The organism is Herbiconiux liangxiaofengii (assembly GCF_041927335.1).
GTDB lineage: Bacteria > Actinomycetota > Actinomycetes > Actinomycetales > Microbacteriaceae > Herbiconiux > Herbiconiux liangxiaofengii.
Genome location: NZ_JBHFHD010000010.1, coordinates 231,090 through 255,837, shown reverse-complemented (window position 1 = coordinate 255,837; position 24,748 = coordinate 231,090). Strand labels below are relative to the sequence as shown.

The window sequence follows — 24,748 nt, the reverse complement described above, 5'->3', positions numbered from 1 at the left end:
GCGCATCAGAGCGCCTGCGGGTGGGCGGAGCCGGACTCCCCCCGACACCCGGGCGAAAGGGGATGCCGAGAGTGAGCGCCGAAGCCGAGTACCCGACACGGCAGCGCCGGCAGCGGGGCACCGACCGCGACAGCACGCCGCAGCCCGCGCTGCACGCCGTGCCCTCGGCGTTCCGCACCGGCCGGGCGCGACTGGCGCCCGTGCTGTGCGTGCTGCTCTGGCTGTTCTACCTCGTGACGGTGGTGGTGGCCCTCGCCCGCGGGGAGGCCCTGGCCGACTCCACCGAACTCGTGATGACGATCGTCTTCCTCATCTCGGTGACCCTGCTCACGTTCTCGGCCTGCATGTACCTGCTGGCCCGCTCGGCGGCGCTGCCGCGCTTCGCCTCGCACCAGCGTGCCCGCCGCATCGACCTCGACGACGTGGTCGCGCATCCCGAGCCACGGCTGGTCGCGCTGCTGCCCTCGCGCTCCGAAGACCCCGAGCTGGTGCGGCTGTCGCTCTGGTCGGTGGCGCTGCAGGAGTTCCCCGACCTGCGGGTGGTGCTGCTGCTGGACGACGACCCCGACCCGGCCGACCCGGCCGACCAGGAGTCGCTCCGACGGAGCCGGCTGCTCGCCGCGGAGATCGCGGCCGAGCTCGAGGCGCCGCGCCGCCGCGTGCTGGCGGCGGCCGAGGCGCTCCGCGGAGCGAGAACCGACGAGGGCCGGCGAGACCGGCCCGGCGCCCTGGAGGCCACCGAGATCGTGATGCGCGAGCACGCGGCGGCGGCCCAGTGGTTGCACGCCCGGGCGGCGTTCGTGCCGCGCCGCACCCACGTCGACACCTTCTTCGCCGAGCAGGTGCTCGAAGGCCTCGCCGCCGGTCTGGACGCCACGGCATCCGCCCTGCTCGAAGCCCTCGACAACGGCGAGACCCCGCTCTCGCAGGCGAGGGCCCAGCAGGTGCTGCAGCGGCTGGTGAACATCTTCACCGTCGAGCTCAGCGTGTTCGAGCGCAAGCGCTATGCCTCGCTGTCGCACGCGCCCAACAAGGCGATGAACCTCAACAGCTACCTCGGCCTGCTCGGCGGCACCTACCGGGAGCAGACCGACAGCCGGGGACTCGTGCTCGTTCCGGTCGACGAGCACCACCACCCCGACGAGGAGGCTGCCGACTCGAGGCTCCTCGTGGTGCCCGACCCCGAGTTCGTGCTCACCCTCGACGCCGACTCGATGCTGCTGCCCGAGTACTGCCTGAGGCTCGTGCACGAGCTCGACCAGCCCGAGAACGCCACCATCGCCGTGGCCCAGACGCCGTACTCGGCCTACCGCGGCGCGCCCACCCGCCTCGAGCGCCTCGCCGGCGCCACCACCGACCTGCAGCACATCGTGCACCAGGGCCTCACCGGCTTCGGGGCGACCTTCTGGGTGGGAGCGAACGCGGTCCTCCGGCGTTCGGCGCTGGAGGACATCCGGCGCGAGACGATCGAGGGCGGCGTGCGCATCGTGCGCTTCATCTCCGACCGCACGGTGATCGAGGACACCGAGTCGAGTCTGGACATCGCCATCCACGGCTGGTCGCTGCTGAACTACCCCGAGCGGCTCAGCTACAGCGCCACGCCGCCCGACTTCGGATCGCTCGTCATCCAGCGCCGGCGGTGGGCCGACGGCGGGCTGCTCATCCTGCCGAAGCTGCACGAACTCGTCACCACCCGGCGGCGGCAGGGCCGGCCGCTCCCCCTCGCCCAGACCCTGCTCCGGGCCAACTACCTCGGATCGATCACCTGGGTGACGCTCGGGCTCCTCGCCGTGCTCACCCTCAACCCGCTCGGCGGCCAGCTGGTCACCCTGCAGCTGCTGCTCATCGCCACCCCGTACTTCGTCGAGATGGCAGCCGACCTGCGCTACCTCGGCTACCGGCGGCGCGACGTGCTCGGCATCTACGGCCTTAATCTGCTGCTGCTCCCCGTGAACCTCGCCGGCAGCATCGCGTCCGTGGCCCAGGGACTCACCGGCCGCAAGGCGCGGTTCATGCGCACCCCCAAGGTGAGCACCAGAACCCCCGCGCCCGCGCTCGCCGTGCTGGCGCCGCTCGTGATCGTGCTGGGTGCGGGCTGGGTGGCCGTGCGCGCGGGTCTCGCCGCCGACTGGGGCACCACGGGCTTCGCCGCCTTCACCGCACTCGCCGCCGTCTGGGGAATCACGCGCCTGATCGGCGTGCGGGCGGCCCTGAACGACCTCTGGTTCGGCTGGCTGAACTGGATCTGGGTCGACGCGCCGGCCCCCGAACCCGCCGCCCGCACCGTCGCTCCGCGCTGGTCGGTCGTGGTCGACGACGGCCCGCTCGAGCCGATCGGGGTGCTGCGATGAGCCCGGTCCGGGCCGGGTCCCGTTCCCGCTTCGCCGGCCGACGGCTCTCGTTCGGCCGGCTGCTCGCGAGCCTCGCCGCGATGGTGCTCGTGCCGGCCGGGGTGGCCGCCGTGACCGTGCTGCCCTCGCTGCCCGCCTCGGTGGCCGGCGCATCCGTCGACGACCGCTGGTTCGCGGGCTACTACGACGTCACGCTCGAGTCGGGCGAGCAGCTCGGCCGGAGCGCCCTCGGCGAGTCGCCCGGCGGCGCCGTGCTCGCCTTCGTGGTGGCGGCCGGCGACGACGACTGCACGCCCACCTGGGGCAAGGCGTACAGCCTCGACGAGGCCGCGACGACCTTCCAGCTCGACCGGCGGGTCGAACGGATGCGCCGCGAGGGCCGCCCGCTGGCCGTCTCGTTCGGCGGGGTCATCAACACCGAGCTCGGTGCCGCCTGCTCGAGCGTCGACGCGCTCACGGGCGCCTACCGCACCGTGATGGACCGCTACGGCATCGACGTGATGGACCTCGACCTCGAGGGCGACATGCTCACCGACGACGCGGCCTCGACCCGGCGCGCCTCGGCGGTCGCCGACCTGCAGGCCGAGCGCCGGGCCGGCGGCGGAGAGCTCGACGTGTGGCTGACCCTGCCGGTGGCGCCGCAGGGCCTCACCGACGACGGACTCGCCCAGGTGGCGGGGATGCTCGACGCCGGAGTCGACCTCGCCGGGGTCAACGTCATGACGATGAACTACGGCACCGACGGAACCGCGGCCTCCATGGCGAGCCTGGGAGCCGACGCCCTGACGGCCACCGCCGCCCAGCTCACCGACCTCTGGGCGGCGCGCGATCTGGCCCTGCCCTCCGGCGGGGTCTGGGCACTGCTCGGCGCCACCCCGATGATCGGGCAGAACGACGTGAAGGGTGAGAGGTTCAGCACCGACGACGCGATCGCCTTCACCGCGTTCGCCGCGGAGCACGGCGTCGCCCGGCTGTCGATGTGGTCGCTCAACCGCGACCGCACCTGCGGCAGCAACTACCCTGCGCTCTCGACCGTGTCGACGTCGTGCAGCGGCGTGGAGCAGGCCGGGCTGAGCTTCGCGGCCCTGCTCGCCGAGGGCTATGAGGGCACGCCATCCGGTCGCCCCGCCGCCGTGATCGAGGCGGAGGAGATCGCGGATGACCCTGAGACGAGCCCGTACCCGATCTGGTCGTCGACCACGTACTACTCGGCCGGGGTGATGGTGGTGTGGAAGGGCTCGGTGTACGTCTCGAAGTGGTGGAACGAGGACGGCGCGACGCCCGACGACCCCACGCTCGACGTGGCCGGATCGGCGTGGACGTACCTCGGACCCGTGCTGCCCGGCGACAAGCCCTTCGCGCTGCCCACGGTGCCGGAGGGCACCTACCCCGAGTGGTCGGCGACGACCCTCTACGACCAGGGCGACCGGGTGATGCTCGACGGCACGGCATACGAGGCGCGCTGGTGGTCGCAGGGCAAGAACCCGGGGCGGTCGGTGCTCGACCGCGACTACTCGCCGTGGAAGCTCATCACCGATCCGTGAGAAGCGGGGCCTCGACGGTGGACTGCGGGAGGCCGACCGTCGAGTGCCGGCCGTCGACCGTGAGGCTCGCGCGCGCATCCCGGCCCGCGGGGAGCAGCCGGCCGACCGCACGCTCGTGCGCTCCCCGGATGCCCTCCGCCAGCCACGCCACGATGTGATCGGCCTCGCGGTCGTCGAGCGATCCCCCGCTGTCGTCGAGGAGCAGCACGTCGACGCCGCGCTCCCGGGCCGCGGCTGCCGCGCTGCTGAGAGGCTCGCGCGCCAGCACGCCCGCCCTCAGGCCGTCGCGCAGCTCCCCCTCCGAGCGCGCGTACTCCCGGCGTTCCTCCTCGGTGGCGGGGCGGCCGCGGCCGATGCGGGCGAGCAGGGGAAACGCCGTGCGGGCGAGTTCACCCAGCCGCACGGCGAGCTCGGCGCGCGCGGCGGCCGTCCAGCTGCGGTGCCCGGCGGAGGCCACCGCCTCCCGGTGCAGCAGGGCGATGCGGCGCTGCATCCGCTCGATCACCACCAGCAGCGCCACCGCCAATCCCACGAGCACCACGGGGCGGGCCGAGAGCTGCACGATCTGGCCGGCCGGGGCGCCCGCGAGCAGCCCGGCGACGATCAGCACGCCCACGATCACGGCGGCACCGAACGCCGCCGCCCGGATCCGCCGGCGCAGGGCCACGGCCACGAGCACGAATGCGAACGCGACGGCGAACCACAGCGAGCCGTACCGGAAGGGCAGCCCGGCCGCCGCATGCACCGCCACCCCCGCCAGGAATCCGCCGCAGCAGAGCACGAGCACCGCAGCCGTTCGTCGCGTCGAGGGCACCAGCCCTGGCGAGCGCCGCAGCACCTCCGCCGCCAGGAGCGCGGTCACGAGCACGGCGGCCTGCAGGGCCCACGACCCGGGTTCGGCCACCGACCCGAGAACGGCGCTCACGCCCTGGGTGAGCAGGTACACCGCGGCGATGGCCGCCAGGCCGCGCCTCAGGGAGACCCGCACCGCCAGCTCGTCTCCCGCGTCGACGGGCGGCTCCCGGTACTCCAGGATCACCCGCGTTCCCGCACCGGGTCGCGACCGCACCTCGGCTGCGCCCCCGGGAACGCGCGCCAACCGCGCAAGGATGCTCTGGCGCACTCCCAGCCGGTCGTCGCCGATCGCCTCGGGGTCGAACCCGGGCCCGTCGTCGGCGATCTCGACGCGGGAGTGGCCGGCCGACTGCTCGAGCAGCACCCGGCGCACCGCATCCGGAGCATGCTGCAGGCTGTTGCGGAGGGCCTGCTTCGCGGCTCCGAGCATCGCGTCGTGGGTGGCGGCGGGCACCACGTCGCCCGTCGAGTCGCCCTGCACCTCGAAGGCGGCGTCGTGCTGCCGGGCCAGCTCGGCCAGCGCCACCCGCAGCACCGGGGGGCCGTCGGCGCCGTCCGAGCTCAGCCGGGTGACCATCGCGGTGGCCGTCTCGGCCTGGGCCGCGAGGCGGTCGGGCGGGATCGGCAGCTCCGAGGCCGCCAGCGTCAGGGTGGCGAGCACCTCGTCGTGCACCAGCGCCGCCGCCTTCGTGCGGGCCGCGAGCCGGCCGCGCTCGGCAGCCTCACGGGCCGCCGCCTCTGCCGAGTCGGCCGCCGCGACATCCAGGGCCCGCCCGACCGTCAGGATGTGCCCGCCGATCACACAGATCACCGCCCCGGTGAGCAGCGCCTGCAGGTCGTTCACCACGCCGTCGAGGTCGAGCCCGCCGTAGATCAGCCGGAACCCGAGGCCCGCCGCGGCGCCGACGGCCACGGTGATCCAGGCCAGCGGGCGCCCCCCGGCCACGAGCGCCGCCGCCGCCGCGGCGCCCGACGCCGACAGCGTCCAGGGGATGCGGTCGATGCCCTCCGCCGGCACCGCGGCCGGGAAGGTGACGATGGTCAACCCGTAGGCCGCCACCGCGGCGATCGCGAACCCCCGGAGAGCCCGATCGGACAGACGACGGATGAGCACCACGGCCACCAGGGTGACGGTCACCGCCACCCAGCCCAGTGAGAGGGCCCAGAGCGGGTACGGCCCCAGTCCGCCCTGAGCCACGAACGCGAGGTGCACCACCACCACGATGGCCAGCAGGAGGGCGGAGTCGACCATCAGGATGCGGCGGGCGGATCGCTCTCCGCTGCCCAGCGCGGGCCGGTTCCGACTCGCCGCGGCGGCGCCCGAGAGCACGTCAGGCACGCCGGGGGGCCTGCAGGTAGCCGTCCTCCAGGCCTCGCTGGTAGAGCTCCACCTTCGTGGGCGCCGGCCGGCCGAGCTGGTGGTAGAGCGATCGGATACGGCGCAGGTGATCGTTCACCGTGTTCTCCGAGATGAACAGCTGCGCGGCGACGTCACGGGCACCCAGCCCGGAGGCGTAGAGCCCGAGCACCTCGCGCTCGCGGCCGGTGAGCGGTGCAGCATCGAGACGCGGATCGGTGTCGAGCGCGGAGGCCCACTCGGTGGTGGGCACGAGTTCGCCGCGGCCCGCCGTGCGGATCGCGGCGACGAGCTCGTCTTTCGGGGTCGACTTGCGCACGATGCCGAGCACCTCCGTGCGGGACGCGGCCCGCACGAGGAACGGGTCCTCGCCGGAGGTGAGCACGAGAACCTCGGCACCCCACTCACGGATGCGGCGAACGCTGTCGGCGGGATCGGTGCCGTCGCGCAGGCTCAGGTCCAGCAGCACCAGATCGGCGTCGCGCATCCGCCGCACGAGCTCCGCCGTCGACGTCGTGTGCCGCGCGAACTCCAGACCGTCGGCGGAGTCGATCAGGCTCCGTACGGCCAGGGCCACCAGCTCGTGGTCGTCGACGACCGCCACTCTCGTCGTCTTGCTCATCCGGACTCCTGCCGTGAACGCTCCACCCGATGGTCAGGATAGCGGTGCCGGCAGGCCTCGACGGCGTTCGGGGTACCCCCCGAATGCCCGGCCGAACGCGCCCTGGCACCGGGCGGAATGCGCGGGGCCCCTCACCAGTTGCACGGGGGGTGAATCTCATCGAATGGCTCTTCGACGCCCAGCTGCACATCGGAGACCAGACGATCCTGTGGCGCGAGGTGATCGGCAACGTGTTCGGTCTCGCGAGCGCCCTGGGCGGAATGCGCCGGAAGGTGTGGGCGTGGCCCGTGGGCATCGTCGGCAACGTGCTGCTGTTCACCGTCTTCCTCGGCGCCGTGTTCGGCACCCCCAACCCCGTCAACCTGCTCGGCCAGGCCGGGCGGCAGGTGATGTTCATCGTCGTGTCGATCTACGGCTGGTACCGGTGGCGGCAGGCACAGGGCGAGACCGGGGCCGCTGTACAGCCGCGCTGGGCCGGCGGGCGCACGCGCATCCTGCTCGCCGTCGCCCTCGTGGGCGGCACCGCGCTGCTCACGCCCGTGTTCACCGCGCTGGGCTCGTACGAACCGGTGTGGTCGGACGCGTGGGTGTTCGTGGGTTCGCTGCTCGCCACCTACGGCATGGCCAAGGGCTGGACGGAGTTCTGGCTCATCTGGGTGGCCGTCGACGTGGTGGGGGTGCCCCTCCTGGTGGGCGCTGGCTACTACGCCTCGGCCTTCATGTACCTGTTCTACGGGGTGTTCACGCTCATCGGGTTCTTCGTGTGGGCCCGGGCGCGCACCGACGGTAGATTCGAACGCAAGCGCATCGCGGTGTAGTTCCGGATGCGACCACGAGACTCCTGGAGACATTGATGACCGAAGCGGCGCCCATCGACCCGACCGAGACCGACGCGTGGCAGAAGCTCGACGCCATCGCCGACGAGTTCGTACCCGACCTGCGCGAGTGGTTCGCGAGCGACCCGGAACGCGCCTCGACCTACACGCTGCAGGCCGCCGACCTGACGGTCGACCTGTCGAAGAACCTCGTGACCGAGGAGATCCTCGGCCACCTGCTGCAGCTGGCCGAGGATGCCGGGGTGGCGTCGCGCTACCAGGCCATGATCGCCGGTGAGCACATCAACGTGACCGAAGACCGCGCCGTGCTGCACACCGCGCTGCGCCGCCCGGCCGCCGGAACCCCCGGCGCCACCGAGCTCGACCCGCCGGCCGGCTTCGTGGTCGACGGTGCCGACATCGACGCCGAGGTGCACGGCACGCTGGACAAGGTCTACGCCTTCGCCGACCGGGTGCGCGACGGATCGTGGACCGGGGTCACCGGCAAGCGCATCTCCACCGTGGTGAACATCGGCATCGGCGGCTCCGACCTCGGACCGGTCATGGTGTACGAGGCGCTGAAGCCGTACGTGCAGCAGGGCCTCGAAGTGCGGTTCGTTTCGAACATCGACCCGTCGGACATCTACGAGAAGACCGCAGACCTCGACGCCGAGACCACGCTGTTCATCGTGGCGTCGAAGACGTTCGGAACGCTGGAGACGCTGACCAACGCGCGCCTGGCGCGGCAGTGGCTGTGGGAGCGGCTCACCGCATCCGGAGCCATCGCCGACTCGGACGACGCGCGCACGGGCGCCGTGGCCAAGCACTTCGTGGCCGTGTCGACGGCGCTCGACAAGGTGGCGGCCTTCGGCATCGACCCCGCGAACGCGTTCGGGTTCTGGGACTGGGTGGGCGGGCGCTACTCGGTCGACTCGGCCATCGGCACCGCGGTGGCCGTGGCGATCGGGCCCGACGGGTTCCGTGAGTTCCTGGCCGGCTTCCACGCCATCGACGAGCACATGCGCACCACTCCGCTGGAGCGGAACGTGCCCGTGCTGATGGGGCTGCTGAACGTCTGGTACTCCAACTTCCTCGGCTCGCAGAGCCACGCGGTGCTGCCGTACGCGCAGTACCTTCACCGCTTCCCGGCCTACCTGCAGCAGCTCACCATGGAGTCCAACGGCAAGTCGGTGCGCTGGGACGGCTCGCCCGTCACCACCGACACCGGGGAGATCTTCTGGGGCGAGCCGGGCACGAACGGGCAGCACGCCTTCTACCAGCTGATCCACCAGGGCACGCGGCTCATCCCGGCCGACTTCATCGCCGTGGCGAACCCCGCGCATCCGCTCCGCGACGTCTCGGCCGACGACGTCGACGTGCACTCGCTGTTCCTGGCGAACTTCTTCGCACAGACCAAGGCGCTGGCCTTCGGCAAGACGGCCGAGGAGGTACGCGCCGAGGGCACGGCCGAGGACGTGGTGCCCGCCCGCGTGTTCAGCGGCAACCGGCCCACCACGTCGATCCTCGCGCCGGCGCTCACGCCGAGCGTGGTGGGACAGCTGATCGCGCTCTACGAGCACATCGTGTTCGTGGAGGGCACCATCTGGGGCATCGACTCGTTCGACCAGTGGGGCGTCGAGCTCGGCAAGCAGCTCGCGCTGCAGATCACGCCGGCGGTCGACGGCGACGAGGATGCCCTCGCCGCACAGGACTCCTCGACGAAGTCGCTCATCGCGAAGTACCTCTCCCTCCGCACGTCGTAGCCCTCAGGGCTCCCCGCCGACCCGTCGTAGACCGCCCTTTCACCCGCGTGAGAGGGCGGTTTGCGACGGGTCGGCGGCGCCTGCGGGGTCAGGGGGTGCGGGGTGGGCGCGTGCGGGCGGGGTGCAGGAGCTCGAGGGCGGCCGCTTGGCGCAGGAGCGCTGCGTCGGTGTACGCCGGGCCCGCGATCGTGAGCCCGATGGGCATGCCGATGTCGGGCAGGAGGCCCATCGGGATGGTGACCGTGGGGATGCCCAGGTGCCGGATGGCGAGGTTGCCGTTCGCCACCCACACGCCGTTCCGCCAGCCCAGGTCGGCCGACTCCGGGTTCACGTCCATGTCGGCGGGCGCCACGTCGGCCACCGCCGGGAAGAGCACGGCATCGAGTCCGAGCCCGCGCATCCACTCCTCGAGGTCGACCCGACGGGTCTCCTCGAGGCCGCGCACGCCGTCGGCCAGGGCCGGGATGTCGGTGAACGCGGCGTAGGGATGCGCCCGCACCTGGTCGGGGTAGCTCGCGATGTCGTCGTCGAAGCCGTCGTAGCGGTCGGGCAGGGCGCCGTCGGGATGCGGGAAGATGCTCGCCCCGTCGACACCCACCAGGGTGTCCAGCGCCGGGTCGGCGTTGGCGCGCAGGAAGTCGTCCCAGGCCCAGGCCGAGAGATCGACGATCTCGCGGCGAAGGTACTCGGGCGTCACCAGGCCCCGGGTGGCGATCGTCGGCGCACCCGCCCGGTCGCCCTCGTAGTTGCTGACGGCCGGGAAATCGACCTCGCGCACCGTCGCACCCGCATCCTGCAGCACCCGGCGGACCGCCTCGAACACCTCGAGCGAACTCGGCCGCGGGTGGATGCGGCGGCCCGTGGAGCCGCCGATGCCGGTGCCGGTGCCGGCCTCTGCGTCGGTGCCGAGGTACATGCGCGGGACGCCGAACGTGAGCCCGGCGAGCACCGATCGTGCCTCGTCGACCGAGGTGGGTGCGAGCGACGGGAACGAGGCCGCGGCCTCGGGAGTCGCCGCAGTCGCCGGAGACCCCGCGGTCGTCGGGCGGATGCTCGACGCCGCCGGCACGTGCACCCACGGCTGCGACCGCCAGAAGTCGCCCCGCGCATCCGGGTCGTCGTGCACCACCACGTCGATCACCTCGAGCAGATCGGCCATGCTGCGGGCGTGCGGCACCACCACGTCCATGGTGGGCACCAGCGGCCAGTTGCCGCGCACCGAGATCACCCCGCGCGAGGGCGTGTAGGCGCAGAGCGCGTTGTTCGAGGCGGGGGCGCGCCCACTGGACCAGGTCTCCTCGGCCAGGCCGAAGGCCGCGAAGCTCGCCGCGGTCGCGGTTCCCGAGCCGTTCGAGGAGCCCGAACCGAACGCCGAGGTGAGGTAGTCGCCGTTGTACGGGCTCTCGGCCCGGCCATACAGCCCGCGCTGCATGCCGCCGTTCGCCATGGGCGGCATGTTCGTCAGTCCGAGGCAGACGGCTCCGGATGCGCGCAGCCGTTCGATGGTGAACGCGTCGCGCTGAGCGACCAGCGAAGCGAAGGCGGGGCTGCCGGCCGCTGCGGTGAGGCCCTTGACGAGGTAGCTGTCCTTCGCGGTGTACGGGATGCCGTCGAGCGGGCCCGCGACCCCGCCCGCGCGGCGGCGCTCGTCGGAGGCGCGGGCCTCGTCGAGCGCGTGCGGGTTCGGCACCACGACGGCGTTCAGCCGCGGACCCCCGCGATCGTAGGCGTCGATGCGCTCGAGGTAGGCGGTGACGAGCTCGACGCTCGTGGCCCGCCCCGTCTCGAGGGCGGCCCGGAGTTCGGCGATCGAGGCCTCGACCACGTCGAACGTCATCGGGTGGGCCCAGGCGACGGCTCGGCGGCGGTGCCGACGGCGGGCTGCTGCTGCGTGATGCAGTGGATGCCCCCGCCCCGCGCGAAGATCTCCCGCGCATCGACGGTGACGACCTCGCGCCCCGGGTACACCGACGCCAGGATCTCGGCCGCCCGCGCATCCGCCACCGGGTCGTCGAAGCCGCAGGCGATCACTGCGCCGTTCAGCACGTAGTGGTTCACGTAGCTGTAGTCGACGAAGCCGTGGGCGTCGCGCAGGGTGGCCGGGGCCGGCAGATCGATGATCTCGAAGGCGCGGCCCGCCGCATCCGTCTCGCCCGCCAGCAGCGCCTTGAGCGCCGCCGTCACCTCGTGGTCGGGGTGCTCGGGCGAGGGCTGTTCGTGCAGCAGCAACCGGCCGGGCGAGGGGATGGCGGCGACGATGTCGACGTGCCCGTTGGTGCCGAAGTCGTCGTAGTCGCGGGTGAGTCCGCGGGGCAGCCACACGAAGTGGGTGGCGCCGATGGTGCGTCGCAGCTCGGCCTCGACCCGCTGCCGGTCGGCGAAGGGGTTGCGGCGCGGGTCGAGCTGCACGGTCTCGGTGAGCAGCACCGTGCCCTCGCCGTCGACGTGGATGCCGCCGCCCTCGTTCACCAGCAGCGAGTCGATCAGCTCGGCTCCGGCGAGACCCGCCACGAACCGGCCGTGCTCGGCCGAGCGCTGCCACTTCGCCCACGCGGGCGCGCCCCAGCCGTTGAAGATCCAGTCGACCGCACCGAGGGCATCCGGCCGCTCGGGGTCGAGAACGAAGGTGGGCCCGGAGTCGCGCAGCCAGAACTCGTCGACCGGCGTGACGTGCAGCTCCACCGAACCGTCGAGCAGCCGCCGGGCCCGCTCGAACTCCTCGGGGTCGACGAGCATCGACAGCGGCTCGAACGCGGCCACCGCGTTGGCCACCGCGGCCCAGGCGCCGTAGCCGGCCTCCGCCTCAGCGGGCGTGGCCCCGAGGGTCTCCCCCGCGTGCGGGAACGTCATCCAGGTGCGCTCGTGGGGTGCGCCCTCAGGGGCCATTCTCCAGTTCATGACAGTCGCCAATTCATGACAGTCTCCAGCTCATGTGGGGCCCCTCAGACCGTGGCCATGGTGTCGAGGATCATCACCAGATCCTCCAGGGTGGTGCGGGGGTTCAGGATGGCGAAGCGGGCGTTGGGCCGGCCGTGGTGCGCGCTCGGCGTCACGAAGGCCAGCTGCTGGTCGAGCAGCCGGGTCGACCACGCGCTGTAGTCGGCCTTCTCCCAGCCCACCCGCTCGAACACCACCACCGAGAGCTGCGGCTGGCGCACGAGGGTGAGCTCGGGCCGGGCGTCGATGATGTCGGCGATCTGCCGGGCCAGCACGAGCGCGTCGGTGATCGCATCGCGGTAGGCCGCCGCGCCGTAGCTCGCGAGGGAGAACCACAGCGGCAGGCCGCGCGGCCGCCGGGTGAGGTGGGCGGCGAAGTCGGAGGGGCTCCAGTCGCCGGCCTCGGTGAGCGTGTCGAGGTAGTCGGCATGCTGGGTGTGCGCCCGGCGGCCGAGCTCGGGGTCGCGGTAGAGCAGGGCGCAGGCGTCGAAGGGGGCGAACAGCCACTTGTGCGGATCGACGACCAGCGAATCGGCGCGCTCGACGCCCCGGAAACGGGGGCGTCCCTCCGGAGACAGCATCGCCGAGAGCCCGTAGGCGCCATCGACGTGGAACCACACGCCGTGCCGGCCGGCCGCCTCGCCGATGGTGTCGAGCTCGTCGACGATGCCGAAGTTGGTGGTGCCGGCGGTGGCGACCACCGCGAACACGCTGGCGCCGTGCAGCTCGAGGGCCTCCTCGACGGCGGGGCCGCGGAGCACACCGTCGGAGTCGACCGGCACGGCGACGACCTCCACGTCCATCACCCGGGCGGCCGATGCGATCGACGAGTGCGCCTCGGCGCTGCACACCACCCGCCACCGGTCGGGCGCGGCAAGGCCCGCCTCGCGGCCGTTCTCGCGCGCGGCCTCGCGGGCCGCCACGAGCGCCGAGAGGTTGCCGAGGGTGCCGCCCTGCACGAACACGCCGCCGGCGCCCGCCGGCAGCCCGAACTCGGCGGCCAGCCAGCGCAGCACCTCGTTCTCGGCGTGCACGGCGCCGGCGCCCTCGAGCCACGACCCCCCGTACAGCGCGCTCGCCGACACCACCACGTCGAACGCCGCGGCGGCCTTCGAGGGCGCGCTCGGGATGAACGAGAGGTAGCGCGGGTCGTCGGTGGTGATGCACGCGGGAGCCAGGATGTGCTCGAAGATCGACAGCGCCTTCGCGCCGCCGATGCCCCGCTCGGTGATGGTGGGGCCGGCCAGCCGGGTGAGCTCGGCGGCCGACTGCGGCTTGTCGAGCGGGGTCTCCTCGGCGAGCAGGCGCTGCCGCGAGTAGTCGAGCACGCGGTCGACGATGTCGCGGTTCTCATCGGTGACCTCGTGCATGCGCGCGGGGAATGGTTCAGTGGGCATCGGTTCCTCCGCGACCGAGCCTAGAGGCTGGTGGCCCCGGGTTCGAGTGGGCACGATGAGCCCCCGCCGATCCGCCACGAAAGCCCGCTCGCGGAGCCGCGGAGGGGGCTTTCGTGACGGGTCGGTGTGGAGTGGGATGGAAGGAGCGCGGCTGCGGACGGCAGCCCGGCGAGGAGCCCAGCATGACCGATCAGCCCGGAATCCCCGACGCGGAGTCACTGCCCCCGACGGCGAGGAGCATCGCCATCCTGGGCGCGGGCGGCGACCTCACCGAGCGGTTGCTGCTGCCCGGACTCGGCCACGTGGTCGACCAGGCGCGCGACGTCGAGCTCACGCTGATCGGGGCGGCCCGCACCCCGCAGAGCGACGAGGAGTGGCAGGGGCTCGTTCGCCGCAGCCTCGAGGCGGCCGGGGTCTCGGCCCACACCGTCGCGGACCTCGCGTCGCGCGCCCGCTTCGTGCCCACCGACGCCTCCGATCCGGCTGAGCTGAAAGCCCTGCTGGACGCCTGCCCGTCGTCCCCGGTGCTCTACATCGCGCTCCCGCCGTCGATGGGCGGTACCGTCGCCGACTCGCTGGCCGCGATCGAGCTGCCCGACGACCTCGTGGTGGCGATCGAGAAGCCGTTCGGCGACGACCTCGACGACGCCCGGGCACTGAACGAGAAGCTGGCCGCCGTCATCCCGGAGGACCGGCTCTGGCGCATCGACCACTTCCTCGGCAACGCCACCGTGCTCGGCATGCTGGGCCTGCGCTTCGGCAATCGCCTGCTGGAGGCCGGCTGGAACGCCGAGAACATCGAGAAGGTCGAGATCGTGTTCGACGAGGTGCTCGGCATCGAGGGCCGCGCCACCTTCTACGACCAGACCGGCGCGCTGCGCGACATGCTGCAGAGCCATCTGCTGATGGTGCTCGCGCTCACCGCCATGGAGCGCCCCGAGGCCATCACGGCGAGCGACGTGCACGACCGCATGGCCGAGGTGCTCGGAGCGGTGCGGCTCTGGCGGGACGACCCGCACACCGCCCGCCGCGCGCGCTACACCGAGGGCCGCGTCGACGGTCGCCTGTTCCCCTCCTACGCCGACGAGCCCGACGTCGACCCGGAACGCGGCATCGAGACCCTCGCCCTGCTCCTGCTGCAGGTGGACACGCCGCGCTGGGCTGGGGTGCCGTTCGTGCTGCGCTCGGGCAAGGCCATCGGGGATCCGCGCGCCGAGGTGGCGGTGCACTTCCGCGCCTCGACGCCACCCACCGGGCTGCGCGGCGACGGCGCCTCAGGGGGCACCGTGCTGCGCCTGTCGCTGGAGACCGGCGACGTCGACCTCGACCTGCTGGTGAACGGGGCGCGGGATGCCGCCGACCTCGAACGGGTCGTTCTCGAGGCGCGGCCGGGTGCCGCCGAGTTGGATGCGTACGGTCAAGTGCTCGCAGGACTGCTGCGGAACGACACCCTGCTGTCGGTGCGCGGTGACGTGGCGGAGCAGTGCTGGCGCATCGTGACGCCCGTGCTCACCGCCTGGGCCGAGGGTGAGACGCCGCTGGAGGAGTACGAGGCCGGCAGCGCCGGACCGGAGGGCTGGTAGCGCCGAGTGGACGGCGGCGCGCCCTAGCTGTCGTTCCGGCGCCAGGTGTAGGGCGTGGTGGTGGACACGGCCACGAACCCCGACCGCTCGAGAATCGGCCGCGAGTACTCCGTCGAGTCGCTGTGGATGAGCGACTTGCCCAGCGCGATCGCCGAGCGGGCGCGGGCGGCTGTGAGAGCGCGGTAGACGCCTCGGCCCCGCCATCCGGAGCGCGTCGACCCACCCCAGATACCCGCGAAGTCGGTACCCGGCACGGGCTCGAGACGCCCCGCGGTGATGATCTCGCCGTCGGCCTCGGCGATCCACAGTTCCATGCCGTCATCCCGGGCGAGGCGTGACAGCAGGGCCTCGGCCATCTCGTCGGAGACCGGGTCGCCGAACACCTCGTCCTGCATGGCGCTCATGGCCCGCACGTCGGGCTCGGCGGTGACCCGGCGGAGCGTGACGCCCTCGGGCAGCGGCACGTCGACGGCCAGCGCCCGGGCCTCGCCGATCATGATCGACTCGGGTTCGTCGGGCACGAAGCCGTTCGCGAGCAGGTCGTCGTGCAGGCCTGGGGCGGCGTCGTGGCCGCGGGTCTTCCACTCGACCCGCTCGATGCCCGGAGCCACACGGAAGTGCTCGAGCGCCTCGGCCACGAGCCGGCCCACCGCCTCGCGGTCGGCGCCGCCGAGATCGCGGTAGGTGATGAAGCCGCGCCCACCCGCGAAGGTCACCAGCCGCAGCGGGCCGAGGAGCGTGACGGCGACGGCGCTCGGGGTCTCCGCATCGGTGCGGAGCTGCTCGTCGTAGGCCGTCAACAGCCGGATGCGCCGGGTCTCGTCGTCACTCATGCTCCCAGTCTGCGGCATCCGCAGCGCTGCGGCCGGTACCGGCAGGAGGCGGCCGGAGGCGGCCGGGTCGGTCAGCTCGTCGCGGCCACACGGGCGAGCACCACCGGGTCGGCGCAGCCCCGCGCGAAGCCCCGGATGCGGCGGTCGATGTCGCGCTGCAGCAGGAACGCGCCGATGCGTTCGGCGATCGGTGCGAGCCAGCGCGGCCGGCAGCTGAAGTTGTAGCGCCAGATCGCGAGGGTGCTCGAGTCGTCGCCCTCGACGGCGCTGAACCGCCAGCCGCCGCCGAGTCGCTCGAAGAACCACGAGCCCTTCGTCATCTTCATGCCCACGTTCGACGGCGGGTTGTAGGAGACGTACTCGCTCACCATGCGGAGGCCGAAGCGCTGCACGGTGAAGGTGCGAACACCCTTCGCGGGCACGACGGCACCGTCGAGGAGATACTGGCGACGGATGAACGGGTCCCAGCGCAGGCGGGTGTCGCCCGTGGTCTGCGAGACGGCGAAGGCCACCTCGGGACTCACCGGAACGATGCAACGGGACTCGACGACGGGCACGGTTCCATCGTGGCACGGGTCGGGCGTCGGCGCGGGCCACGCTGGCAGGTCGGGGGCCGGCGGGGGTTGGATGGAGGCATGAGAGCGATCGTGTACAGCAAGAACGGCCCCTCCGAGGTTCTGCAGCTCGTCGACCGGGAACCCGCCGAACCCGCGGCGGGACAGGTGCGGGTTCGCGTCGCAGTCTCGGGCGTCAACCCCACCGACTGGAAGAGCCGCGCCGGAAACGGGCGGCCGCCGCGGGGTGAGCACGTTCCGAACCAGGACGGTGCGGGAATCGTCGACGCCGTCGGCCCCGGCGTCGACACCGTGACCCCGGGCGACCGCGTGTGGGTGTACCTCGCCGCCCACGAGCGGCCCACCGGCACGGCGCAGGAGTACACGGTGTTGCCTGCCTCGCGCGTGGTGAAGCTGCCCGAGGGCGTCTCGTTCGACGTGGGGGCGTCGCTCGGCGTGCCGGCCATCACGGCCCACCGGGCGCTCACGGTGCACGAGGGCGGGCCGTCACGGCTCGCGCCCGGCGCCCTGGCCGGTCGCACGGTGCTGGTGGCCGGCGGGGCCGGCGCCGTGGGGCACGCGGCCATCCAGCTCGCGACCTGGGCGGGCGCCACGGTGATCACCACGATCTCCTCCGACGCCAAGGCCGCGCTCGCCGAGGCGGCGGGGGCCGGGGTGGTCGTGAACTACCGCGACGAGGATGCGGCCGCGCGCATCCGCTCGGCTGCACCGCACGGCGTCGACCTGGTGGTCGAGGTCTCCCCCGCGCGCAACGCGGCGCTGAACGCGGGCGTGCTGGCCAATCACGGCAGCGTGGCCGTGTACGCCAACGACGGCGGCGACGAGATGACGCTGGATGTGCGGGCCCACTTCGCGCTGAACGTGCGGTACCAGTTCCTGCTGCTCTACACGGTGGGCGCCGAGGCACTCGACGCGGCGACGGCCGACATCACGGCGGCGCTGGCCGACGGGGCTCTGGGCGTCGGGGAGTCGTTCGGACTGCCGCTGGTGCGGTTTCCGCTCGAGCGCACGGCCGAGGCGCACGACGCGGTGGAGTCGGGCGTGGTGGGCAAGGTGCTGATCGACGTGGCGGCGCTGTAGCGGCAGCCGCTGCTGCCGTGGCGGCCGTGGCGGCCGTGAGCGGATCCGGCCCCGGCGGCCGCTGCTGGGCCCTACCGTCGAGGAACGGCTCACGGCAGGAGGACCCGATGGAACTGCTCTTCGTTCACGGCGCACTGGTGCGCGGCGGCGCGTGGTGGTGGGGGCCCGCTGCCCGGCTGCTGCAGGATCGCACGGGCATCCGGAGTCGGGCCCTGGCGCTGCCGTCGTGCGGCGAGGTCACTCCTCCGGCCCGGGCCGGGGCCGAGGGCGCGGCCGGGCAGGGCGGGCTCGAGGCGGATGCGGCGGCACTGCGCGAGGCGCTCGACGAGGCCGGGTCTGAGATGGGCGCGGCGGGCTCGGTGATCGTCGTCGGGCACTCCTACGGGGGCACCGTGATCGCCGAGGCCGGGCACCACGCAGCGGTGGCGGGGCTGGTGCTGGTGTCGTCGTACCTGCCCGAGGTGGGGCTGTCGCAGGCGGCGATCATGAGCGGCGAGACCGACCCGGTGGCGATCGAACCCGGCGACGACGGCACGCTGCGACTGGCGGGTCACGACGAGGCGTCGTTCGGGGCGCGGTTCCTGCAGGACGCGGATGCCGCGACCCGGCGCGCGGCCTGGTCGCGGGTGACCCCGCAGGCTGCGGCGGCGTTCATCACACCCACGAGCGCGGCCGGCTGGCAGGGCGTCGACTCCACCTACGTCGTGTGCACCGACGACCGCAGCACCTCGGTGGGGCTGCAACGACGGCATGCGGCGCGGGCGACCCGGTCGATCGACGTGCCGACGGGGCACCATCCCTTCCTCACCCGCCCCGACCTCGTGGTCGACGAGCTCGAGGCGCTGCTGCGGCGGCTCTGAGCTGCGTCTCCGGCGAGCCACGTCTGCCGGCGAGCCGCGTCTGCTGTGAGCGGAACCGGATGCGCCGCCGGCCGCCGCCCGGTTCACTGGGGACATGAGCCTTCCGCGCATCCGCCCCGAACCCAAGCCCCTCTGGCGTGAGCTCGTGGGCGAGCAGCTGCGCGAGGTGCGGCAGTCCCGCGGCGAGACGCTGCGGGGCATCGCGCGCCGGGCCAGCGTGTCGCCGCAGTACCTCTCCGAGGTCGAACGCGGCCTGAAAGAACCCTCGAGCGAGATGCTCGAGGCCATCGGCGCGGCGCTCGACACGTCGCTGCTCGACCTCACGACCGCCGTGGCCGAGCGCCTCCGCCCCGCGCCGGAGCACCCTGCAGCACCAACCTCGTCGGCCCACCTCTTCTCGCTCGCCGCCTGACCCTCGCGCACCCGCCCGGCATCCGCTGAGTCGCGTCGAACTGCTGTTCCGAGTGCTGAGTCGCGCCTCGATGTCGCACGTAGGCGCGACTCACCGCAGCCGGACCGGCTCAGCGCACCTGGCGGGCCGCGAACTGCAGGCGCGGGTGGGCGTAGAACTCCTGCGACTCCACGAGCTGCAGCTCGCGCTGGCCCGAGCGGTAGGTGGTGTCGATGAGGTCGAACACGCTCGACGCCGTGCGCTCGAGGGCGGCCGCGGCATCGCCCGTCGACCGGTAGTGCGCCGTGAACAGCGCCGCCGTGACGTCGCCCGAGCCGTTGGCCTTCAGCGGCAGGAACGGCGTGGTCACCAGCCACGCCCCGGAGTCGTCGGCCACGAGCATCTCGATGGTGTCGGGGTCGCGGTCGGGGCGCTCGACGCTCGTGACGAGCACCGTCGACGGGCCCATCGCCCGCGCCAGGTCGACCGAGGCGAGGGTCGACTCGAGGGTGTCGGGCTCGGTGCCGGTGAGGTAGCCCAGCTCGAACTGGTTCGGCGTGATGATGTCGGCCACCGGCACCACGCGGTCGCGCAGCAGCACGGGGATCTCGTCGGCCACGAAGCAGCCCGACTTGGCGTTGCCCATCACCGGGTCGCACGCGTACACCGCCGAGGGGTTCGCCTGCTTCACGCGCCGCACCGCGTCGACGATCACGTCGCCGATGCCCACGCCGCCCTGGTAGCCCGAGAGCACCACGTCGATCTCGGGGAAGATGCCGCGCTCCTCGATGCCCAGGAGCACCTCGCGCACGTCATCCGGCGAGATCAGCGGCCCACGCCACGCGCCGTACCCGGTGTGGTTGGAGAAGTTCACGGTGTAGACGGGGAGCACCTCCGCCCCGATGCGCTGGAGGGGGAAGACGGCGGCGGAGTTGCCGACGTGCCCGTAGGCCACGGCGGACTGGATCGAAAGAACCTTCACCCCACTATCTTCTCTCTCCGAGCCGGGTTTCCGTCACCGCGACCGCTAGCGTGGAGCCGTGCAGAACGCGATGCCACCGGCGGTTCCGACCATCCACGATGTCGCGGCTCGTGCCGGGGTGTCGAAATCGGTCGTCTCCCGCGCCCTCTCCGGCGCCGGCGGGGTCGCTGCCGCCACCGTCGACCGGGTGCAGGCCGCCGCCGCCGAGCTCGGGTACGTGGCCAATGCGAACGCCCGCGGCATGTCGGCTCATCGCACCCACACCCTCGGTGTGTTCGTTCGGGATGCCGCCACGCCGTTCTACGGTCACCTCCTCACGGCGTTCCAGGAGCGCGCGTCGGCCAGCGGGTATCGCGTGGTGACCGCCACCGGGGCGGGATCGTTCTCGATCGCGGAGGAGCGGCGGGCGCTGGAGACCCTGGTGTCGCTGCGGGTGGAGGGCCTGATCGTGTGCAGCGGGGCGCTTCCGGTCGGCGACATCCTGCCGTTCGCCCGGCGCATTCCGACGGTGGTGGCCGGCCGGCCCGAGGTCGACGACCAGGTGAGCAGCGTGTACTGCGACGAGTTCGGCGGCGGGGAGGGCCTCGCCGACCACGTGCTCGCGCTCGGCCACCGGCGCATCGCCGTGATGACCTTCCAGCCCGCCTCGTCGATGACGCAGGCCGCCCGCACGCAGGCGATGATCGCGAGGCTGCGCACGGCCGGTGCCGACGTGCTGCCGCTGCCGGCCGAGGAGTTCGGCGTCGAGGCCGACGGGGTCGACGCCCTGGTGCAGGCCGCCCTGGACGCCGACGGGGTCACCGCCCTGATGGCGCCGAGCGACTCCTGGGCCGTGGCCGTGCTGGAGGCCCTCCGCCGCCGGGGGCTCAGCGCCCCCGCCGACATCTCGGTGACCGGGTACGACGGGGTCACCCCGCACCTCAGCGAACTGCTCGGCCTCACCTCCTGGCGTCAGCCGCTCGGCGTGATCGGGTCGCTCTCGGTCGACGAGGTGGTCGATCAGATCGACGGCCGCAGCACCGGCACCAGCCACCGCGCCGTCGACGGCGAGCTGATTCCGGGCCGCACCCTCGGCGCCGTGTAGGGCGCCACCGTCCGTTCACCCCGCGGTCACCCGTTCTTCGGTCGGGAGTGGAACGGTGAGGAACGACATAGGGAACGTTCCCTATCCTCATCCCACCCACTCACCCGAAACGAGCCATCATGACGGACCGCGTCCCCTCGAAACACCGCCGCGACGACAGCGACCCCTACCGCTACGGCGTCTACCTGCGCCCCGACGCCCCCACCTGCCGAGCCGTCACCGTGGTGACCGATCAGCTCCGCGCCCAGTACGGCCTGCTCTCGGCGGGCGCCTTCCCCCCGCACGCCACCCTCGTGGGCAGCCAGCCCTTCGGTTTCGCCGAACGCGACGTGGTGGATGCCCTCACCCACGCCCTGGCCGGGGTGGAGCCGTTCGCGGTGCACAACGCCGGCATCCGGAGTCAGGGAATCGGCTACGTCTACGACGTCGACCACCGGCCGGACGGAACGGTCAACGACGAGCTGCACGGACTCGCCGCGGTGGTGGAGGCCACCGTCGCCCCGTTCCGCCGGCCGATGGGGTCGCCGCCCGCGAACGGCTTCGACCCGGCCACCTTCCGGGCCCACCTCTCGCTCGCCTCGCACGACCTGTACGTACGCCCCGACCTGCACGACGAGGTGGGCGAGTTCATCCGCGAACTCGCGGTGCCCGTGCCGAGCGGATTCGCGGGCCACACCGTGGTGCTGTACCGCACGGCGAGCCCCGACTGGACAGGCCGGTGGTGGCAGACGATGACCTGGGAGCACGTGCACACCTGGCGGCTCAGCGCCTCCTGACGGGAGCTATCGCCCGATCGACCGCCGGGCCGACAGCTCGCGCACGCGGGCGGTGAGCACCTCGTGCCCGCCGCCCGCGCCCGAGGCCACGTAGTCGAGGCTCTCGTGCGGGCGCGGCACCGCCACGCCGCCCACGAAACCGTCGAACCGCCCGCCGGCCCGCTCGAGGATGAGGGCTCCCGCCGCGACATCCCAGGGCTTGGTGTCGAAGCCCATCGTCGCATCCGCCCAGCCCGCCGCCACGTGGGCCAGGTTGAGGGCGCCGCTGCCCAGGCTGTGCACGTGGCGGTAGGTGCGCGTCATCAGGGCGATCAGCTGGAAGGCCTCCTCGCCGAGCAGCTCCACGTCGTGGTGGGTCGGAAAGCTCGTCAGCAGGGTGGCTCCGGCATCGGCGGCCGAGGCCGAGCGTATCGGCCGGCCGTTCAGGGTTGCGGCCGCGTCGTCGGCCGCGAAGAGGTTGCCGGCCACCGGGTCGAGCACCACACCCGCCACCACCTCGCCGTCGACCTCGGCGGCGATCGAGATGCACCAGTAGGCGAGCCCGCGCGCGAAGTTCGCCGTGCCGTCGATCGGGTCGACGATGAACCGCAGCCGGGCCTCGCCGGAGCTGCCGGTCTCCTCCCCCAGCACGGCGGCGCCGGGCCGGGCGGCGAGCAGCACCTCGCTGATGACGCGCTCGGCGGCGCGGTCGTGCTCGGTCACCACGTCGTGCGGGTCGCGCTTGAACGACACGTCCATCTCGCCGCGGAAGGCATTCAGCAGCGCCGGCACGGCGGCCCTGGCGGCGTCTGCCGCCAGCTCACGGAGCGACGCCGGCTCGAACTCGTTCTCGGTGGTCATGGTCTCTCCTGCGTGGTCGGGGCGGCCCGGGAAGGGCCGGGAGTCGATTCATCCGGCGTGGAACACACCTGGCCGTGAAGCCAGGTGTAGAAGCCGCCCGCCACCTCCAGGGGAATGGCCGGCAACCACCCGGCAACGGGTTGGTGAACGAACACCGAACCGCCTTGACCGGCTTCGGCAGCGTGTCGCAGAGTGGAGCCGCTCCCGATAGGGAACGTTCCCTACAGGCGTCGAAAGGTAGCTCATGACAGTGTCGATCCGCGAACGGCCGCGACCGGCGACCCTCGCCCCGCCCCGCATCCCGACCACCCGCTCGTGGCTCCGCTCCGACCGACGGGTCGGCGTCGCCCTGCTGCTGCCGGCCCTCGCCGTGTTCGCCGTGTTCGTGTTCTACCCGCTCGGCCGTGTGCTCTGGCTGAGCCTGCAGGGCACCGACATCTTCGGCCAGCCGGCGGGTTTCGTGGGCGCGAAGAACTTCGCGACCACCTTCACCGATCCGGAGTTCGCGGCCACGATGGCCCGCACCGCCGTGTTCTGCGTGGCCGTGGTGGCCGGGCGCATCGTGCTCGGGCTCCTCATCGTCATCCCCCTCACCACGAAGTTGCGCGGGATGCCGGTCTTCCGAGCACTCCTGACCTCTCCGATCGCCGTCTCGGTCTCGGCCGGGTCGGTGGCGTTCGCCGCGCTGCTCACCCCGGGCACCGGGCTCGTCGACTCGGTCATCACCCGGTTCGGCGGGCAGTCGATCCCGTTCCTCACCGACACCCACTGGGCGATGCCGAGCGTGATCGCCGTGACGGTGTGGGGCTCGATCGGCTTCACGGTGCTGCTGCTGCTCGGCGCCTTCGGGGCCATCGACGCCGAGGTGATCGACGCCGCGCACCTCGACGGTGCCGGAGCGGCGCGCACCCTCTGGTCGGTCTCGCTGCCGCTGGTCACGCCGACGCTGTTCTTCATCGTCGTCACGGGCACCGTCGAGGCGCTCACCACCTTCGGCCAGATCCAGATCCTCACCCAGGGCGGGCCGGCGGATGCGACCACCACTCTGGTGTACGACATCTACCGCACGGCGTTCGGTGCGGCCAGCGCGAACTTCGGGCTCGCCGCCGCTCTGGGGGTGGTGCTGTTCCTGCTGGTGCTGCTGCTCTCACTGGTGCAGTTCCGGGTGCTGGAGCGGCGGGTGCACTACTGATGCCCGCCACGACCCGGCTGCGGGCCTCGACCCGCTCGCGCATCCGGAGCACCCTGCTCTACGCCTGGCTCGTCGCCGCCGTGCTGGTGGTGTGCTTTCCGCTCTACTACGTGTTCGAGGGGGCGCTCACGCCCACCGAGTGGCTCGACCAGGGGCTCGCGGGGCTGCTGCCCGTTCACCTCACGCTCGACAACGTCATCCGGGCCGCGCAGGTGATGCCGCTCGGGCAGCAGTTCGTGAACAGCCTGGTCGTCACCGCGGCGCAGACGGCCGCGCAGGTGGGCATCGGAGTGGCCGCCGCCTACGCGCTGGTGTTCTGCCGGCTGCGCGGCACCCGGGCCGTGTTCCTGGTGCTGCTGTCGAGCCTGATGATCCCGGCCGAGACCACGCTCATCGCGAACTACCTCACCGTCTCGTCGTGGCACCTGATCGACACGCTTCCGGCGGTCTTCCTGCCCTTCCTGGCGTCGGCGCTGGCCATCTTCCTGTTCCGGCAGGCCTTCCTCGGCTTCCCGGCCGAGCTCCGCGAGGCCGCTCTGCTCGACGGCGCGGGGCACGCCCGGTTCATCCGCTCGATGCTGCTGCCGATCGTGCGGCCCACGCTGATCTCGGTCACCCTGGTGAGCGCCACCGCCGCCTGGAACGGGTACTTCTGGCCGCTGCTCGTCACGAACTCCCCCGAGAACCGCACCATCCAGGTGGGCATCGCGCAGCTCTCCAGCGCCGAGCAGGCCGACGTGGGCGTGGTGCTCGCCGGCGCCGCCCTGGTGACCCTGCCCGTGCTGCTGCTGGTGCTGCTGGCCCACCGGTTCTTCGCCCTCGGCCTCACGGCCGGGGCGCTGAAGTGACGCCCGCCACCGCCCCGCCCCGCATTCCCTCCCCCATCCTCGCCTCCGACCCACCACCCCTCA

Annotated in this window: 21 protein-coding genes; 12 read left to right on the top strand and 9 right to left on the bottom strand. The window is 72.6% G+C overall.

The window, feature by feature from the left end; genetic code table 11:
* Window positions 1–71: 71 nt before the first annotated feature.
* Together ACEXOR_RS11810 and ACEXOR_RS11805 are read left to right on the top strand one after the other, a co-directional pair.
* Window positions 72–2,351 (top strand): glycosyltransferase family 2 protein, encoded by a 2,280-nt coding sequence (locus ACEXOR_RS11810; RefSeq protein ID WP_374849840.1) that lies wholly within the window; start codon window positions 72–74, stop codon window positions 2,349–2,351.
* Window positions 2,348–3,895, top strand: a complete 1,548-nt coding sequence (locus ACEXOR_RS11805) for a chitinase (protein WP_374849839.1) — start codon at window positions 2,348–2,350, stop codon at window positions 3,893–3,895. Before ACEXOR_RS11810 ends, ACEXOR_RS11805 begins: the two co-directional genes overlap by 4 nt.
* On the opposite strand, the gene ACEXOR_RS11800 is transcribed toward ACEXOR_RS11805, so the two are convergent.
* Together ACEXOR_RS11800 and ACEXOR_RS11795 are read right to left on the bottom strand one after the other, a co-directional pair.
* Window positions 3,882–6,089 (bottom strand): ATP-binding protein, encoded by a 2,208-nt coding sequence (locus tag ACEXOR_RS11800; protein ID WP_374849838.1) that lies wholly within the window; start codon window positions 6,087–6,089, stop codon window positions 3,882–3,884. The two genes, ACEXOR_RS11805 and ACEXOR_RS11800, sit on opposite strands and share 14 nt — an antisense overlap.
* A complete protein-coding gene (locus ACEXOR_RS11795) occupies window positions 6,082–6,729 on the bottom strand; it encodes a LuxR C-terminal-related transcriptional regulator (RefSeq protein WP_374849837.1) in 648 nt (215 codons plus the stop codon). The genes ACEXOR_RS11800 and ACEXOR_RS11795 overlap by 8 nt, the downstream gene beginning before the upstream one ends.
* 149 nt (window positions 6,730–6,878) lie before the next feature.
* Here ACEXOR_RS11795 and pnuC point away from each other — a divergent pair, with 149 nt between their 5' ends.
* Window positions 6,879–7,547, top strand: a complete 669-nt coding sequence (pnuC, locus tag ACEXOR_RS11790) for a nicotinamide riboside transporter PnuC (RefSeq protein ID WP_374849836.1) — start codon at window positions 6,879–6,881, stop codon at window positions 7,545–7,547.
* Window positions 7,548–7,582: 35 nt separating this feature from the next.
* A complete protein-coding gene (pgi, locus tag ACEXOR_RS11785) occupies window positions 7,583–9,307 on the top strand; it encodes a glucose-6-phosphate isomerase (RefSeq protein WP_374849835.1) in 1,725 nt (574 codons plus the stop codon).
* An 88-nt stretch (window positions 9,308–9,395) separates the two neighbouring features.
* Here pgi and ACEXOR_RS11780 read toward each other — a convergent pair whose 3' ends face one another.
* Genes ACEXOR_RS11780 through ACEXOR_RS11770 form a run of 3 tightly spaced genes read right to left on the bottom strand, consistent with a single transcriptional unit; the run spans window position 9,396 to window position 13,641 of the window.
* Window positions 9,396–11,144: an amidase gene (locus tag ACEXOR_RS11780; protein ID WP_374849834.1), complete on the bottom strand. Its 1,749-nt coding sequence runs from the start codon at window positions 11,142–11,144 to the stop codon at window positions 9,396–9,398.
* On the bottom strand, window positions 11,141–12,205 hold the full coding sequence (locus tag ACEXOR_RS11775; RefSeq protein ID WP_374849833.1) for an agmatine deiminase family protein: 1,065 nt from the start codon (window positions 12,203–12,205) through the stop codon (window positions 11,141–11,143). The genes ACEXOR_RS11780 and ACEXOR_RS11775 overlap by 4 nt, the downstream gene beginning before the upstream one ends.
* Window positions 12,206–12,249: 44 nt before the next feature.
* Window positions 12,250–13,641, bottom strand: coding sequence for a pyridoxal phosphate-dependent decarboxylase family protein (locus tag ACEXOR_RS11770; protein ID WP_374849832.1), 1,392 nt, complete (start codon window positions 13,639–13,641; stop codon window positions 12,250–12,252).
* Between the two features lie 182 nt (window positions 13,642–13,823).
* Here ACEXOR_RS11770 and ACEXOR_RS11765 point away from each other — a divergent pair, with 182 nt between their 5' ends.
* A complete protein-coding gene (locus ACEXOR_RS11765; RefSeq protein ID WP_374849831.1) occupies window positions 13,824–15,224 on the top strand; it encodes a glucose-6-phosphate dehydrogenase in 1,401 nt (466 codons plus the stop codon).
* Between the two features lie 23 nt (window positions 15,225–15,247).
* On the opposite strand, the gene ACEXOR_RS11760 is transcribed toward ACEXOR_RS11765, so the two are convergent.
* Window positions 15,248–16,057, bottom strand: coding sequence for a GNAT family N-acetyltransferase (locus ACEXOR_RS11760; RefSeq protein WP_374849830.1), 810 nt, complete (start codon window positions 16,055–16,057; stop codon window positions 15,248–15,250).
* A gap of 71 nt (window positions 16,058–16,128) precedes the next feature.
* A complete protein-coding gene (locus tag ACEXOR_RS11755) occupies window positions 16,129–16,614 on the bottom strand; it encodes an SRPBCC family protein (protein ID WP_374849829.1) in 486 nt (161 codons plus the stop codon).
* Between the two features lie 78 nt (window positions 16,615–16,692).
* Between ACEXOR_RS11755 and ACEXOR_RS11750 the strand changes: the two genes are divergently transcribed.
* The 3 genes from ACEXOR_RS11750 to ACEXOR_RS11740 all read left to right on the top strand — a co-directional run bounded on the left by ACEXOR_RS11750 (window position 16,693) and on the right by ACEXOR_RS11740 (window position 18,984).
* The gene (locus tag ACEXOR_RS11750; RefSeq protein ID WP_374849828.1) at window positions 16,693–17,712 is read left to right on the top strand and encodes an NADPH:quinone reductase; all 1,020 of its coding nucleotides are present in this window, start codon (window positions 16,693–16,695) and stop codon (window positions 17,710–17,712) included.
* A 107-nt stretch (window positions 17,713–17,819) separates the two neighbouring features.
* Complete coding sequence (locus ACEXOR_RS11745) at window positions 17,820–18,572, top strand: alpha/beta fold hydrolase (protein WP_374849827.1); 753 nt, start codon at window positions 17,820–17,822, stop codon at window positions 18,570–18,572.
* 94 nt (window positions 18,573–18,666) lie between these two features.
* Complete coding sequence (locus tag ACEXOR_RS11740; protein ID WP_374849826.1) at window positions 18,667–18,984, top strand: helix-turn-helix domain-containing protein; 318 nt, start codon at window positions 18,667–18,669, stop codon at window positions 18,982–18,984.
* 109 nt (window positions 18,985–19,093) lie between these two features.
* Here ACEXOR_RS11740 and pdxY read toward each other — a convergent pair whose 3' ends face one another.
* Window positions 19,094–19,945: a pyridoxal kinase PdxY gene (pdxY, locus tag ACEXOR_RS11735; RefSeq protein ID WP_374849824.1), complete on the bottom strand. Its 852-nt coding sequence runs from the start codon at window positions 19,943–19,945 to the stop codon at window positions 19,094–19,096.
* 58 nt (window positions 19,946–20,003) lie between these two features.
* Between pdxY and ACEXOR_RS11730 the strand changes: the two genes are divergently transcribed.
* Window positions 20,004–21,029, top strand: coding sequence for a LacI family DNA-binding transcriptional regulator (locus tag ACEXOR_RS11730; protein WP_374849823.1), 1,026 nt, complete (start codon window positions 20,004–20,006; stop codon window positions 21,027–21,029).
* A 119-nt stretch (window positions 21,030–21,148) separates the two neighbouring features.
* Complete coding sequence (locus ACEXOR_RS11725; protein ID WP_374849822.1) at window positions 21,149–21,805, top strand: heme utilization protein; 657 nt, start codon at window positions 21,149–21,151, stop codon at window positions 21,803–21,805.
* A gap of 6 nt (window positions 21,806–21,811) precedes the next feature.
* On the opposite strand, the gene ACEXOR_RS11720 is transcribed toward ACEXOR_RS11725, so the two are convergent.
* On the bottom strand, window positions 21,812–22,645 hold the full coding sequence (locus tag ACEXOR_RS11720; protein WP_374849821.1) for an inositol monophosphatase family protein: 834 nt from the start codon (window positions 22,643–22,645) through the stop codon (window positions 21,812–21,814).
* A 244-nt stretch (window positions 22,646–22,889) separates the two neighbouring features.
* Between ACEXOR_RS11720 and ACEXOR_RS11715 the strand changes: the two genes are divergently transcribed.
* Window positions 22,890–23,837, top strand: a complete 948-nt coding sequence (locus ACEXOR_RS11715) for a carbohydrate ABC transporter permease (RefSeq protein ID WP_374849819.1) — start codon at window positions 22,890–22,892, stop codon at window positions 23,835–23,837.
* Window positions 23,837–24,685 (top strand): carbohydrate ABC transporter permease, encoded by an 849-nt coding sequence (locus tag ACEXOR_RS11710; protein WP_374849817.1) that lies wholly within the window; start codon window positions 23,837–23,839, stop codon window positions 24,683–24,685. Before ACEXOR_RS11715 ends, ACEXOR_RS11710 begins: the two co-directional genes overlap by 1 nt.
* Window positions 24,686–24,748: the final 63 nt, after the last annotated feature.

What these genes read in the sequence shown, in the direction of transcription:
- ACEXOR_RS11710 (WP_374849817.1), top strand. Translation starts at nt 23,837, where the DNA reads ATGCCCGCCACGACCCGGCTGCGGGCCTCGACCCGCTCGCGCATCCGG.
- ACEXOR_RS11805 (WP_374849839.1), top strand. Translation starts at nt 2,348, where the DNA reads ATGAGCCCGGTCCGGGCCGGGTCCCGTTCCCGCTTCGCCGGCCGACGG.
- ACEXOR_RS11720 (WP_374849821.1), bottom strand. Translation starts at nt 22,645, where the DNA reads ATGACCACCGAGAACGAGTTCGAGCCGGCGTCGCTCCGTGAGCTGGCG.
- pgi (WP_374849835.1), top strand. Translation starts at nt 7,583, where the DNA reads ATGACCGAAGCGGCGCCCATCGACCCGACCGAGACCGACGCGTGGCAG.
- ACEXOR_RS11750 (WP_374849828.1), top strand. Translation starts at nt 16,693, where the DNA reads ATGAGAGCGATCGTGTACAGCAAGAACGGCCCCTCCGAGGTTCTGCAG.
- ACEXOR_RS11770 (WP_374849832.1), bottom strand. Translation starts at nt 13,641, where the DNA reads ATGCCCACTGAACCATTCCCCGCGCGCATGCACGAGGTCACCGATGAG.
- ACEXOR_RS11745 (WP_374849827.1), top strand. Translation starts at nt 17,820, where the DNA reads ATGGAACTGCTCTTCGTTCACGGCGCACTGGTGCGCGGCGGCGCGTGG.
- ACEXOR_RS11775 (WP_374849833.1), bottom strand. Translation starts at nt 12,205, where the DNA reads ATGAACTGGAGAATGGCCCCTGAGGGCGCACCCCACGAGCGCACCTGG.
- ACEXOR_RS11780 (WP_374849834.1), bottom strand. Translation starts at nt 11,144, where the DNA reads ATGACGTTCGACGTGGTCGAGGCCTCGATCGCCGAACTCCGGGCCGCC.
- ACEXOR_RS11765 (WP_374849831.1), top strand. Translation starts at nt 13,824, where the DNA reads ATGACCGATCAGCCCGGAATCCCCGACGCGGAGTCACTGCCCCCGACG.
- ACEXOR_RS11795 (WP_374849837.1), bottom strand. Translation starts at nt 6,729, where the DNA reads ATGAGCAAGACGACGAGAGTGGCGGTCGTCGACGACCACGAGCTGGTG.
- ACEXOR_RS11760 (WP_374849830.1), bottom strand. Translation starts at nt 16,057, where the DNA reads ATGAGTGACGACGAGACCCGGCGCATCCGGCTGTTGACGGCCTACGAC.
- ACEXOR_RS11740 (WP_374849826.1), top strand. Translation starts at nt 18,667, where the DNA reads ATGAGCCTTCCGCGCATCCGCCCCGAACCCAAGCCCCTCTGGCGTGAG.
- ACEXOR_RS11715 (WP_374849819.1), top strand. Translation starts at nt 22,890, where the DNA reads ATGACAGTGTCGATCCGCGAACGGCCGCGACCGGCGACCCTCGCCCCG.
- ACEXOR_RS11725 (WP_374849822.1), top strand. Translation starts at nt 21,149, where the DNA reads ATGACGGACCGCGTCCCCTCGAAACACCGCCGCGACGACAGCGACCCC.